Below are 13553 nucleotides of genomic sequence, written 5' to 3'. Positions count from 1 at the left end.
ATGAAAATAAAAGATATAGAAGTCTTTTTGTTGTCCGACCAATTGGATGAGGCTTTTTATTTCTCGCAGTTTAGTTATTCTTCACGTTTGATTTGTATTGTAAAGGTTACAACCGAAAGTGGTTTAGTAGGATGGGGCGAGGGATACGGCCCGGCAAATATAATCAAGAGTGGAATAGAATTTTTAAAACCTTTGGTGGTTGGAAAATCTCCATTGGATAGCGATATAATTTGGTCTGATATGTTCAGACGTTCTATAGATTATGCAAGGAAAGGAATTTTGCTTTCTGCCATAAGTGCTATTGACGTTGCAATTTGGGATTTGAAAGGAAAAATTTTAAAGCAGCCTGTTTCTACTTTGTTAGGTGGAAGATATAGAGAGAAGGTCCAGGTTTATGCAACAGGTTTGTATTTCACGGAAAGTATGAAAGACCGAATGTGTGAAGCATTGGCTGAAGAAGCTTTGATGTACAAAGAGCAAGGTTATTCAGCCGTCAAAATGAAAGTCGGACTTGGAATAGAAAAAGATATCCAGAATGTGTTGGCTGTTAAAAAGGCAATAGGAGATGATGTTAAACTGGCAATTGATGCCAATCATGCATATAATTTCCGTGAAGCGCTTCGCCTGTCGAAAGCTCTTGAACCGTATGATATAATGTGGTTTGAAGAACCTGTCTCTCCTGATGATTATATGGGATTCAAAGAGTTACACCGAAGAACTACTATTCCGTTGGCTGCCGGTGAATGTGAATTCAGGGCTGATGGATTTAAAACATTGTTGGATAATATGTGTGTAGATTATATACAACCTGAAACAGGAACTACGGGTGGTATTACTGAGGCAAAACGCATATCTGTTATTGCCGATACGCATCACGTAGAGATGACACCACATAATTGGGGTACAGGTATCATTATAGCTGCAAATCTCCACATTTCGTCAAATCTTAAATATGCACCGGGTCGTATGTTCGACAAAGAGCCGCTTTTGGAATTTGATCGCAGTCCTAACAGAATCCGTGAGGAATTGATTACTAAACCTCATGTGGCAGTGAATGGATATATAGATGTGCCGACAGGCTATGGATTGGGAATAGAAGTGGATGAAGATAAATTGAATTACTTTAAGTTGAATGATTAATTTAACCTTTATATAGTTATCATGAAAAAAAGATTATTATTATTAGCAATGTTGGCCCATACTTTGGGTTCTACAGTCTCTGCACAGCAGAATGCATATGTGGCAGCAACAGAGAATGCATATGTTAAAGCTCGTGGAGCCGATATGGGAGAAGTAAAATGGACAAAAGGTTTTTGGAAAGACCGTTTTGATATGGTAATGCCGAATCTTATTCCTGCCCAATACAAATATTTCATGGAATTTTCCGAATATAACTTCAAGATTTTGGCTGATGGAGCAGATGGCTCTAAAGGATTTAAAGGTACATATTGGCAGGATGGCGACTACTTTAAATGGCTTGAAGCGCAAATCGCTGTTTATGCAGTGACAAAAGACCCTGAACTATTGAAAGTTATTCAGGAAAAGGCTTCCCGTCTGGCACGTAGTGTGGCCGAGGATGGATATTTTACTACACATACTCAGATAGGTTTCGGTGTTACAGGTTCAGAACGTGCATGGAATAAGCCATTTAAGAATACTCAGAGATTTAAGGGACCAGGATTTCATGAAACATATAATATGGGTCATTTCCTGACATTGGCCTGTGTGCACTATCGTGTTACAAAAGATCGCACTTTGCTGGATGCAGCTATCAAAGTTGGTGATTTCCTGGATAAATATTTTGCAAAAATAACTCCTGAACTTGCTGACGTTGATTTCAACCCAACCCAAATTATGGGACTTATGGAATTATATCGTAGCACAGGCGAAAAACGATATTTGGATTGTGCAAACCGATTCATAACCGGTAGAGGAAATAAAAATGGTAAAACACAAAACCAGAACGATACAAAGCTTAGAAAAGAGCATCGTGCTGTAGGACATGCCGTTTTAGGTCCGGTATTGTATATAGGTGCCGCCGACTATGTAGCTGAAATAAATGACAAGGAACTACTTGTTGCCCTTGAAACAATCTGGAATGATATGTACAATAGAAAGGCTTCTTTTACGGGAGGCTTGGGTAATGTGCATAGAGGTGGTTCGGAAACTCCGCGAAATGCTACTGAATGTGTGCATGAAGCATTTGGTTTTCCATATCAGTTGCAAAATTCTACGGCATATAATGAAACATGTGCGACTTTTTATGGGGCATATTATAGTTGGCGTTTGTTTATGTTGACTGGAAATCCTATGTACTTGGATGTTATGGAGAAAGCGTTCTATAACAACTTGTCGTCCATGGGGCTTGACGGAAAGAGTTATTTCTATACGAACGTGTTGCGTTGGTATGGTAAGCAGCATCCGCTATTGTCGTTGGATTTTCATCAGAGATGGACTGAAGAATGCACTTGCGTTTGTTGTCCTACAAGCTTGGTGCGTTTCTTGGCTGAAACAAAAGATTATGCTTATGCGAAAGATGAAAATTCTCTTTTTGTGACTCTTTATGGAAGTAACGAAATAGACACAAAAATCAATGGCAAAAATGTCAGGTTTGAACAAGTTACAAATTATCCTTGGGATGATAAAATAGAAATGAATTACAAGGGTGACAAGAATGCTGAATTCTCATTGAAATTGCGTATTCCGGCATGGGCTATAGGAGCAACTCTTAAGGTAAATGGTATAGATATGCCTATCAATACTGGAGTATTTGCTGTGGTTAATCGTAAATGGAAGTCTGGTGACAAGGTAGAACTTGTATTGCCAATGAAACCTATATTGAACGAGGGTAATCCAAAAGTAGAAGAAGTACGCAATCAGCTTGCTGTCTCTTATGGACCTTTGACATATTGCGTGGAAGGAATAGATTTGCCTAATAAAGTCAAGATTGAAGATATTCTTCTGCCTGTAGATGCTAAATTTGACGTTAAATATGAAAAAGACCTTCTTGGCGGAGTAAAGACTCTTACCACAGATGCTTACGTACGTACAAAGAGATTTGATGAAAACAAGTTGTATGCTCCTTTGCAAACTGGATATAAGCCATTCAAATTGAAATTGATTCCTTATTATACATGGAGTAACCGTGGCGAACATGAAATGAGTGTATTTATACCTGCTAAATGGTAATATATAGTCCAGGTCGAAAGGAATATCCTTTTGACCTGGTTGGAAATAATATTTAACAAGATGATACAAATGAAAAATTCATATATTCTTTCTGCCATTTCTTTGATGTCTATACCTGCAATAACAACATATGCGGCAGAAAAAAAAGTTTTAGATCCTAAGCATCCGGAAAAGAAAAACGTAATTTTAATTCTTACCGATGATATGCGTTTTGATATGTTAAATTATGCAGGTGGCAAGGCTAAAACTCCCAATCTGGACGAATTGCGTAATTCGGGTACAGACTTTTCTAATGCTTGTACCGTGACAGGCCTGTCGTCGCCTTCAAGAGCTGCTTTGTTTACAGGACGCTTGGCTCATCGTACCGGTTTGAATGATAATCTTCACCTTTGGCATTGTAAGGATATGACTTTGCCCATTGAGCAGAGTACTATCTATGAATGGGCAAAGGATAAGAATTATAATGTGGGTTATTTCGGTAAATGGCATGTGGGCTATGTTACTCCTGATGTCCGTGGTGTCGACCAGTATGTAGGAAGTGCAAATGAATGTTTAAGGGTCAAGCCAAAACGGCCAAGTTTCGAGGCTATAGAAAGGTATTATGACAAAAAGGTCTTCAAGGATAAAGCAGATAGTCCTGAAAAACCGGATTATTACTGCACATTAAAGACTACATACGAAAAGAGTGAACCTAAGAAACAAGTTGATTTAGGTATTAAATTTTTGAACGAAGCCGTAAATGATGAGCGCCCGTTCTTTCTTACTGTAAGTTTCCATTATCCACATCCGCCATACAGGGTGCCGTCGCCATGGAATAAAATGTATGATTACAGGGATGTACAGCTTCCTCCTTCATACAGGAAAGATATGAAGAAAGGCCTTGAATATCAGTATTCCGTAATGTGGCCATGGATGGATTTAGGACATATGACAGAAAATGATTGGAAAAAGACCATAGCTTATTCCATGGGAATGGTAACGATGTTGGATCAAGCTTTGGGAGAACTATTCCAGACCATAAAAGATAAAGGCTTATGGGATAATACAATGATAGTTTTTGCATCCGATCAAGGCAGTATGCTGGCCGAACATGGATTGTATGATAAAGGTCCGTATGCCTATGATGGATTAATGAGAATCCCATTGCTTATGAAGGTGCCTGGGGCGAAACCAGAAGTGGTAAAACACCAAGTGTCTCTTATTGATATAAATCAAACGTTGGTAGAATATATGGGACTTCAGCCACGCCAGTCGAATCAAGATAGCCGTTCTTTGTTACCTTTGGTATACGATGGTGACGAGGCATGGAAGAATGTTCCGGATGAATCTTTCTTTTTCTACGAATATTATAACGGTCATTGGTTTGGCGAAAGGGCTATTCGTACCCCGGAATATAAATACTGTTTCAATCCGTGTGGCGATGATGAGCTTTATGATTTGAAAAACGACCCGCATGAAATGGTTAATCTTATAAATAAACCAGAATTGAAAAATGTTATTAAGGATTTGCGGGTTCGTCTTTACAAGCATTTAGTTAAGACGGAAGACGATCATGCTATTAAGCTTTTCCGCGATTATACAGGAATCGGCAGGGAAGATGAGTAATTTTAAAGATTATTTATATGAAAAATATAATTAGCAATACTACGTTAGGGATAGCGGCTTTTTTAGGAGTTTCCAATAATGTAATGGCTGCATCCAAATCGGTAAAATCATCGGCAGAAAGTAAAAGAATGAATATTGTAATGATGTTTGTTGATGACCTGGGATGGGCAGACCTTGGTTTACGTAATCCTCATTACAACACTCCGAATGTAGATCGCTTATTTGCTGATGGAATGAATTTCGAACGTGCATATGTCACACAGCCGGCATCCAGTCCAAGTAGAGCGTCGCTTATGACTGGTAAACAGCCGGTAAGATTCCAATTGGTGAGACATATTGACAATAAAGTGGCAGGTACCACCGAACCATATTCTTATTGGCCTGAAAACTCTCCGGAATTAAACGAGTATATGCCTTCGCGTAACTGGCTTCCTATGGAAGAAACAATTTTTCCTCAACTTATGAAAGAATGCGGATATTATAATATGTTTGTGGGAAAATGGCATTTGGGAGGACCTGAAGTATGGCCTGACAAGCGTGGGTATGACGAAGTTTATGGATTGTCCGATTTTGGAAATGTTTCAAATTATTATGCTCCATTTTTCCGTATGCGTGGTGCTGACACAACGAAAAAAATAGCCAAAAATGGAGACTATATTACAGATTTTCTAACAGATAAGGCTGTCAGCATGATAGAAAATTACGACCGCGACCAACCGTTCATGCTTTCAATGCATTATTATAATGTTCACAGTCCTAATATCGGAAGAAAAGATCTGTTCGATAAATATAAAGCGAAAGGAATGACAGACATTCAAGCAAACTATGCAGCGCAGATTGAGGCAGTTGATGAGTCTGTAGGCAGGATAAGGAAGGCGATTAAGGACCGTGGAATAGAAGATAATACTATAGTTATATATTTCTCTGATCAAGGAGGACTATATTCGAATTATCCTCTTCGCGGATGTAAATTGATAGATGATACAATGGCAGAAGGAGGAATCAGGGTGCCTCTTGCCATTTATTATCCGGGAGTTACTAAAAAAGGTAGTGTTTGCCAAACCCCAGTGCAGGCTTTGGATTTCTTCCCTACATTCATGGAAATAGCCACAGGAAAGAAATATAAGAACAAGGAGCTTGACGGCGAAAGCATTATGCCTCTTTTGAAAGGAAAAAAGATGAAAGAACGTAATCTTTATTTTTTCCGTGCATATAATACAGACCAGTATGCTGCTATTATCAACGGTGATTGGAAACTGATAAAATATCATTCAGGTAAATATCAGTTATATAATCTTCGTGACGATATAAGTGAGACTACAGATTTGCAGAATGTTTATCCCGAACGTTTCGAAAAAATGAAAAAAGATTTAAGAAACTGGGAGACTAATGTTGTTCCCGAATATGAAAATGATTATAGAAAACGTATAAATTATTGATTATGGATTTTGGTGTAAAAAAAATGTATATAGGCGGACGCTTGTGTGAGAGCGTTGCCGGAACGCAGAAGGAGATTATTAGCCCTGCAACAGGCGAATGTATTGCAAAACTTTGTGTAGCGTCAAAGGAAGATACCGAATTGGCTTTGCAGGAAGCACAGAAAGGTTTTGAATATTGGTCAAAATTGTCTTTGTCCGAAAGAAACGAGTGGATTGCCAAATTGCGTAATGCCGTTATCGCACATAAAGACGAACTTCATTATGCTGTGATGTATGAAATGGGAAAGACATGGGAATCGGCAGACGAAGATATTGACATGATAGTTGATGCACTTGAATATTATCCCAACGAGATGTTAAGAATGCGTTCGCAGGTATTGCCCGATTTGCAGGGGTCGCATACCAATATCCTTGTTCACGAACCAAGAGGTGTGGTTTGTGCCATGTTGGCATGGAACTTCCCGATTTTGAATGTGGCATATAAAGTGGCACCGGCAATAGCGGCAGGATGTTCCATAATAATCCGTCCGTCTATTGATTCTCCTGTTTCAGCCTACTTGTTTGGGGAGATTTGTGCTGAAATAAATTTCCCGGCAGGTGTCATTAACGTTCTTACAGGTTCAAGTAAGGATACAAGCATTCCTATGTCAGAGAGCCTTATCCCAAGAGTTCTTACCATGATTGGTTCGAGTGCCACAGGAAAGAAACTTGTAGCGCAGTCTGCAACATCTATCAAAAAATTAGGCCTCGAACTCGGCGGAAATGCTCCTGCATTGATTTTCGATGATTGTGACATGGATAAAGCAGTAAATACAATGGTTGGACTAAAATTCAACAACAGTGGCCAGGTTTGTGTTACGCCTAATCGTATTTTTGTGCAGTCATCTATTTATGACGAATTTATGTCGCGTTTCACGGAAAAAACTAAAGCTATCAAGGTCGGCTTTGGTAAAGATAAAGGTATAAATATGGGACCTGTCATCAATGTTAAGGCTCGTGAACGCATAATGGAATTGATAGACGATGCTGTAAGCAAGGGAGCCAAAAAGTCTCTTGGAGGAATACCGGAAGGTATGCCTGAAAGAACAAGCTATCTGAATCCTACGATTCTTGAAAATGTAACTCCTGATATGCGTTGTTTCAACGAAGAGATGTTTGGTCCTGTTGCTACCATCATCAAGTTCAATACGGAAGAAGATCTTGACCCTATGGTGAATGTTCCAGATGCAGGTCTCGCTTCGTATGTGTTTACAAACAGTCTTGAAAGGGTACAGAAATATTCTAAATTTATAGAATGTGGTGAAGTTCAGGTCAATGGTGTCAAGTATGGTATAAATTTACCACATGGAGGTATGAAAGACAGTGGATTGGGACATGATTGCTCGCATCTTGCACTTGAAGATTATCTGTACATTAAACGTATTTCAATAGCACTTTAATTATAATTTATGAGAAAGTTACACCATTTTGGCATACCGGTAACAAATCCGGTAGATGGTGAAACTCACAATGATGAGCTTCATCTTTTCTGTACTGATGTGGCAGCGAGTCCAAATAAGATTGAATTTTTACGTTTTGAAAAGGGGTGTCCGTTTCCCGAACTTGTTCAGACAATGCCGCATATCGCATACGAAGTAGAGTCCATGGACGAAGAACTTAAGGATGCTAAACTTATTTATGGTCCTTTTATTCCTGTTCCTGGGATGACTGTTGCTTTTATCGAGGAAGAAGGGATACCTGTAAAATTAGATTATTTTTCATGAATAGATTAATATAAAGACACTATGACTGTAAATTATATAAAACAAAAAATGAATGATGGCCACGCAGTATTGGGCCCATTCTTGAAAATGAATGATCCTGCTCTTATTGAACAGGCGGCTTTGGCAGGTTTTGATTTTTGTATTATAGATATGGAGCATGGACCAATCAGTTTTGAGTCTGCCCAGAATCTTATCCGTGCTGCAGAGCTTCATGGAATGAGTCCGATAATTCGTACCACCGATACAAGTGATGAGAATATCCTTCGTGCGCTCGATTTGGGAGCGCATGGCGTGGAAGTTCCACAAGTAAACAGCAAAGAGTCGGCTCAAGCCGTAGTTAGTGCATCTAAATATTTTCCGGAAGGGACAAGAGGGGTGTGCCGTTATACACGTGCTGCCGAATATACTCATGTAGAAAAAAGTAAACATTTCAAGTTGTCTAATGAACGTACCATGGTATTGGTACATATTGAAGGACTGGAAGGAATCAATAATCTGGATGAAATCCTTGATGTGAAAGGCCTTGATGTAATATTCCTCGGCCCTTACGATTTGTCCCAGTCTTGCGGAGTTCCGGGCGATGTCACAAACCCTATAGTAGTAGAAAAAATGAAGGAAGCTGTAAAGAAAGCTGCTGCCAAGGGGGTTAAAGTAGGTACATTTGTAGAGTCGGCTGAGAATGCAAAATTTTGGCGTAATCAGGGTGTGTTGTATATAGCCTATTCTGTAGATTGCGGAATTTATTTCAATGCTTGTAAGAATATTGTTGATAGTGTAAACAAATAGTATCATGAAAGACAAAATATTTCCATTCCTTTCATTGGTTGTTTCGTGTGCATATGCATCAGAAAAACCAAATCTTATTGTCATACAAACCGATGAACATACCATCAATACATTGGGATGTTACAGGAGATTGGTTGGCGATATAAACGATTCTCCATGGGGTAAGAATGTTGTTCAGACACCTAATATAGACAGGCTGGCAAAAGAAGGAGCCATCTGTACCAGGTATTATGCTTCATCTCCTGTTTCTACTCCTTCAAGAGCATCTTTCCAGACAGGACTTTATCCTGTATCTACAGGATGTCCGATTAACGATATGCCTATGAATCCAAATTTGATTACATATGCTGAAATGTTGAAACGTGACGGCTATCAGACTTCATACGTTGGAAAATGGCATTTGGGCGGTGTTCCCAATATTGGTCGTCCATATTTTGAACCAGGATACAACTTCGGATATATGGATCGTACTTATATGTTCAATGATGGTCACTGGAAATATTTTGAAATTGTAAAACAACCCAATAAAATCCGTTCGTATTGGTCGGGCCCGGTTAAACCTGGATTTATCCATGTTACGGAGTATCTCACCGACAGGTGTCTTGAATTGCTTGAACGCGACAAGAATAAACCTTTCTATATGATGTTATCCATTCCGGATCCTCATTCTCCAGATATAGCGAGCGAGGAATATCTTCAGAAATATATCAATCTTGATTATGAAGCTCCGGAAACGATGGTCACAAATGATACTGACCAACGTCCGCGTTGGGCCAGGGGTGGACAATACAATGTAAACAAGGATAAGTTTGACAAGAAAGCGTTGGCAAACTATTTTGCCATGGTGGAATGTGTAGACGATAACGTTGGCCGTATTTTGGATTTTCTTGATAAAAATAATCTGACTGACAATACTATAGTTGTTTTTACTGCCGATCATGGGGATATGCTTTATGAGCATAGCCGAGTAAACAAAGGACTTCCTTATGAATCGTCTGCCAGAATTCCGTTTGTTATACGCTATCCTGAAAAGATAATTCCTGGCAAGATTGTCAATACTGTATATACATGTGTAGATTTTGCTCCAACCATTCTTGGATTGATGGGAGTGAAACAGATTCCTGGTTTGCAAGAGGGTATCAATGATGCCCAGGCATTTACAAACAAGGAAAAGAATGTCAAACAAGACAGAATAGTTTATACTACAGCCTCTCCGTTTAACGATTGGACGATGGCTACGGACGGACGGTATAAATTAGTCCTTTCTTGCAGGGAAACTCCTTGGTTGTTCGATCTTGAGGTCGACCCGGATGAGATGAAAAATTTCTATAATAATCCTAAATACAAGGAGATAGCTGACAGAATGCAAAAAGAACTTATCAGACAGATGAAATTATACAAAGAACCAGCTTTGTCAATCGGTTTACCATATCTTTATAAATCTACTGATAAGGTAAATTATAATCCTGCTAAATATAAGTCTAAAGTACAGCCCAATGCATTGCTGCCTATGATACATACGATTGAGAAAGTGTGTATGCGTCCATTGAAATAAAATTCTATTATTTAAACTTTGCAAGTCTAACTTATACTTTGCAAGTTGACAAGAAGACAAGTTGACAAGGTTTCATTTCATCAAAATATACAGATGGGAAAGCTATTTTTGCAATATGTAAAAATAGTATCTGTATGGGAAACCTTGTTGGCTTGTCAATCAACTATTAAGTGCCCCACTTGCAAAATCTTGATTATATTATAAAAAGATAATTACCATGAAAAGACATTTATTTTCAGGCCTTTTCCTTTTGTTTTCGTTTGGGATGGGAGCATATGCATCCCAAGAAAAATATGTGAGTTTCAATGATAATTGGTTATTTACTTTGTCGGATTCTCATGATTATTCATTGACTACATACAATCCTGAAGGTTGGAGGCAGTTGGATCTCCCTCATGACTGGACAATAGAAAAACCATTTGACAAGAATCTCGAAGGATGTACGGCATTTACTCCCGGTGGTATAGGATGGTATTCTAAGATTTTCAAAACTGAAATCAGTGAAAACCAGAAATGTTATATCATCTTCGATGGCGTGTATAACAATGCGGATTTTTGGATAAACGGTATGCGTTTGGGAAACCATCCTTATGGATATGCCCCCATTTGGTATGATTTGACGGATTTTATTGAACCGGAAAATGGAATTAACAGATTGTCGGTAAGGGTAGACCATAGTAGATATGCCGATTCCAGATGGTATACCGGTTCTGGTATTTACCGTAATGTGAAAATGTTGATTACGGATAAATTGCATATTCCTGTTTGGGGAACATTCATTACGACTCCCGTAATTAATAAAGAATCAGCTTCTGTTAATATTCGTGTAGATGTGGAAAATGATTATTCTGAAGCTAAATCGGGTAGAGTATATACTGACATTTATGATGCGGATAATAAAAAAGTAGCCACAGTGAGCACAGCTTTTAATCTTGCTTCAGGCGAAAAGGTTACCCTCAATCAGGACGTAGAACTATTCGATCCCAAACTTTGGGATATAGATTCTCCATATCTCTATATCGCTAAAACATATATAGTTAGTGGCAATGAAACGATAGGAAATCGCGAGACCAGATTTGGAGTAAGGACTATACATTTTGATAAGGACAAAGGTTTTTTCCTTAATGGAAAGAATATGAAAGTAAAAGGTGTATGTTTGCATCATGATGCTGGTATCGTAGGAACTGCCGTTCCGAAAGATGTATGGAAACGTCGTCTTGCCATACTTAAAGCTGGAGGTTGTAATGCTATCAGGACAGCTCACAATCCTGCTTCGGATGAATTCCTCGATTTGTGCGACGAAATGGGCTTTCTTGTTCAAAATGAGTTTTACGATGAATGGGATTTGCCAAAAGATAAAAGATATAATATGCACGATAAAGAAGTAGATTATATTACCAGAGGACATTCTGAACATTTCCAGCAATGGGCAGAGATTGATTTAAAGAACGTAATGCGTTCTTCGCGCAATCATCCTTGCATATTCCAGTGGAGTATTGGAAACGAGATTGAATGGACATATCCAGGTAATAGATCTGCAACAGGATTGTTTGGCAATACGGATAGGAACGATAAGATGGACTGGACTTTATGGCGTACTCCCGTACCACCAAATTCTCCGGAAGTTGTACGTGAGTTTTGGCGTAATTATCCACGTCAGACTTTCAGTATAGGAAAAACGGCTGCAAAATTAGCCAAATGGTCACGCGAGATGGATACCACACGTTATGTAATAGCCAATCTTATTCTTCCTACTTCAAGTTTTGAAACAGGATATACCGATGTATTGGATATTGCAGGTTTCAGTTACAAACCAGCGCAATATGACTATTTGCGAGAAAAATATCCAAATAAAATTATGATGGGTACCGAGAATGTCCCTAGATGGTACGAATGGAAAGCTTGTATCGAAAGAGATTATATAGCAGGAGTTTTCTTATGGACAGGTGTCGATTATTTGGGTGAACGCCGTGCACAGCAATGGCCTCAGAAAGCTACGCCTGAAGGACCTTTGGACTTGGCAGGATTTCCGCGTGGATCGTATTATCAGTTTAAGTCGTTTTGGACTGATGAACCGGTTATTGCGATATATACTCAAACAGCTAAACTTTCAATTTTTAAGAAAGATGCAGATGGCAATGTTGTTGAGAAGAAAAAAGATTACTGGAAATTGGCTCCAAGAGTATGGCAAAATGTTAATCCGCACTGGAATTACAGCGAAGGCGAGAAAATCATAGTGGAGATTTACTCTAATTGCGATGAAATTGAACTTTTCCAAAATGGAAAGTCATTGGGAAAACAAAGTTTGAAAGATCAGGAAGACAGAATCTTCAAATGGGCAACAGATTATTCAAAAGGTAAACTCACGGCAGTAGGTACTTATAAAGGAAAGAAAGTAAAAGAAACTCTTGAAACCGTTGATGAGGCGTATTCTATTAAACTCGTTCCAGACCGAAAGATGATGACGGCCAATAATACAGATGTGCTCCATGTTGTGGCTCAGCTTGTAGACAAGAAAGGTAGAGAGGTCAAGAATGTAGACGACGAGATAAAGTTCACTATTTCAGGTGATTATCGATTCCTTGGAACAGACTGTGGAAAGACAGAGAAAATGGATTCATTTAAGAAAAAAATGGTAAAAACGGAATTTGGACGTTGTCTTTTGATGATACAGTCCACCAAGACTCCTTCTGACATAACTATAACAGCTACAAATGAGTCTGGTAGTTTAAAGTCTAAACCATTGGTTATACCGGTAAAAGAATTTAATTGATTTTTATGATATTTGCCTTAAGAAATAATTATGTTAACATTCAAGTTTGCGGTTTTATTTATTCTTTTGGAAGTTTAAACTAAGGCATAATAAATAAAAACAGTTTCTAATCGTTTTCTGCTTCTAAGTATTTGTAAGTTGCGGTAAAAACAGAAGATTTGAGTATGACATGATATCTTTATAGATGGTCGGTTAGTGATACTTGAGATAAATAATGTTTAAATGATCACTGTATAACAGAGAATGTGAATTCCCGTCAGGAGATGAGCATTCTCTGTTATTATTTTATTATTTAACTATTCCAATAATAAATGTTAATAATTTATTTTTCATCTATTAATACTTTGTATGTAATGTAATTATTTATACTTTTGCATTGTCATCAGACAACACATGATATATTCTTTAGGTAAAAAGTGAATTGAAATAATATAGGGACAAAC

General features: G+C 38.3%; 9 protein-coding genes. All 9 read left to right on the top strand.

What is annotated here, in order from left to right; genetic code table 11:
- The 9 genes from KSX81_RS01120 to KSX81_RS01080 all read left to right on the top strand — a co-directional run bounded on the left by KSX81_RS01120 (nucleotide 1) and on the right by KSX81_RS01080 (nucleotide 13110).
- The gene (locus KSX81_RS01120; protein ID WP_060451231.1) at nucleotides 1-1140 is read left to right on the top strand and encodes a mandelate racemase/muconate lactonizing enzyme family protein; all 1140 of its coding nucleotides are present in this window, start codon (nucleotides 1-3) and stop codon (nucleotides 1138-1140) included.
- A 21-nt stretch (nucleotides 1141-1161) separates the two neighbouring features.
- Nucleotides 1162-3189: a glycoside hydrolase family 127 protein gene (locus KSX81_RS01115; RefSeq protein WP_044917879.1), complete on the top strand. Its 2028-nt coding sequence runs from the start codon at nucleotides 1162-1164 to the stop codon at nucleotides 3187-3189.
- Nucleotides 3190-3258: 69 nt separating this feature from the next.
- Nucleotides 3259-4794, top strand: coding sequence for a sulfatase-like hydrolase/transferase (locus KSX81_RS01110; RefSeq protein WP_044918276.1), 1536 nt, complete (start codon nucleotides 3259-3261; stop codon nucleotides 4792-4794).
- A 17-nt stretch (nucleotides 4795-4811) separates the two neighbouring features.
- Nucleotides 4812-6233 carry a sulfatase gene (locus tag KSX81_RS01105; protein WP_004320160.1) on the top strand — a complete coding sequence of 474 codons (1422 nt, stop codon included), beginning with the start codon at nucleotides 4812-4814 and terminating at the stop codon, nucleotides 6231-6233.
- Nucleotides 6234-6235: 2 nt separating this feature from the next.
- Nucleotides 6236-7672 (top strand): aldehyde dehydrogenase family protein, encoded by a 1437-nt coding sequence (locus KSX81_RS01100; protein ID WP_004320159.1) that lies wholly within the window; start codon nucleotides 6236-6238, stop codon nucleotides 7670-7672.
- Between the two features lie 9 nt (nucleotides 7673-7681).
- Entirely contained in the window at nucleotides 7682-7996 is a 315-nt protein-coding gene (locus KSX81_RS01095; protein WP_004320157.1) for a hypothetical protein, read from the top strand.
- A gap of 21 nt (nucleotides 7997-8017) precedes the next feature.
- The gene (locus tag KSX81_RS01090) at nucleotides 8018-8782 is read left to right on the top strand and encodes an HpcH/HpaI aldolase family protein (RefSeq protein WP_004320155.1); all 765 of its coding nucleotides are present in this window, start codon (nucleotides 8018-8020) and stop codon (nucleotides 8780-8782) included.
- Nucleotides 8783-8786: 4 nt separating this feature from the next.
- Nucleotides 8787-10337 (top strand): sulfatase-like hydrolase/transferase, encoded by a 1551-nt coding sequence (locus KSX81_RS01085; RefSeq protein WP_004320154.1) that lies wholly within the window; start codon nucleotides 8787-8789, stop codon nucleotides 10335-10337.
- 217 nt (nucleotides 10338-10554) lie between these two features.
- Complete coding sequence (locus tag KSX81_RS01080) at nucleotides 10555-13110, top strand: glycoside hydrolase family 2 TIM barrel-domain containing protein (protein WP_004320152.1); 2556 nt, start codon at nucleotides 10555-10557, stop codon at nucleotides 13108-13110.
- The last annotated feature ends 443 nt before the right edge of the window (nucleotides 13111-13553 follow it).

Source organism: Bacteroides sp. MSK.18.37 (assembly GCF_019129155.2).
GTDB lineage: Bacteria > Bacteroidota > Bacteroidia > Bacteroidales > Bacteroidaceae > Bacteroides > Bacteroides ovatus.
The sequence above is the reverse complement of the archived record's forward strand: the minus strand, read 5'-3'. Positions and strand labels throughout refer to the sequence as shown.

What these genes read in the sequence shown, in the direction of transcription:
- KSX81_RS01090 (WP_004320155.1), top strand. Translation starts at nt 8,018, where the DNA reads ATGACTGTAAATTATATAAAACAAAAAATGAATGATGGCCACGCAGTA.
- KSX81_RS01120 (WP_060451231.1), top strand. Translation starts at nt 1, where the DNA reads ATGAAAATAAAAGATATAGAAGTCTTTTTGTTGTCCGACCAATTGGAT.
- KSX81_RS01085 (WP_004320154.1), top strand. Translation starts at nt 8,787, where the DNA reads ATGAAAGACAAAATATTTCCATTCCTTTCATTGGTTGTTTCGTGTGCA.
- KSX81_RS01100 (WP_004320159.1), top strand. Translation starts at nt 6,236, where the DNA reads ATGGATTTTGGTGTAAAAAAAATGTATATAGGCGGACGCTTGTGTGAG.
- KSX81_RS01105 (WP_004320160.1), top strand. Translation starts at nt 4,812, where the DNA reads ATGAAAAATATAATTAGCAATACTACGTTAGGGATAGCGGCTTTTTTA.
- KSX81_RS01080 (WP_004320152.1), top strand. Translation starts at nt 10,555, where the DNA reads ATGAAAAGACATTTATTTTCAGGCCTTTTCCTTTTGTTTTCGTTTGGG.
- KSX81_RS01095 (WP_004320157.1), top strand. Translation starts at nt 7,682, where the DNA reads ATGAGAAAGTTACACCATTTTGGCATACCGGTAACAAATCCGGTAGAT.
- KSX81_RS01110 (WP_044918276.1), top strand. Translation starts at nt 3,259, where the DNA reads ATGAAAAATTCATATATTCTTTCTGCCATTTCTTTGATGTCTATACCT.
- KSX81_RS01115 (WP_044917879.1), top strand. Translation starts at nt 1,162, where the DNA reads ATGAAAAAAAGATTATTATTATTAGCAATGTTGGCCCATACTTTGGGT.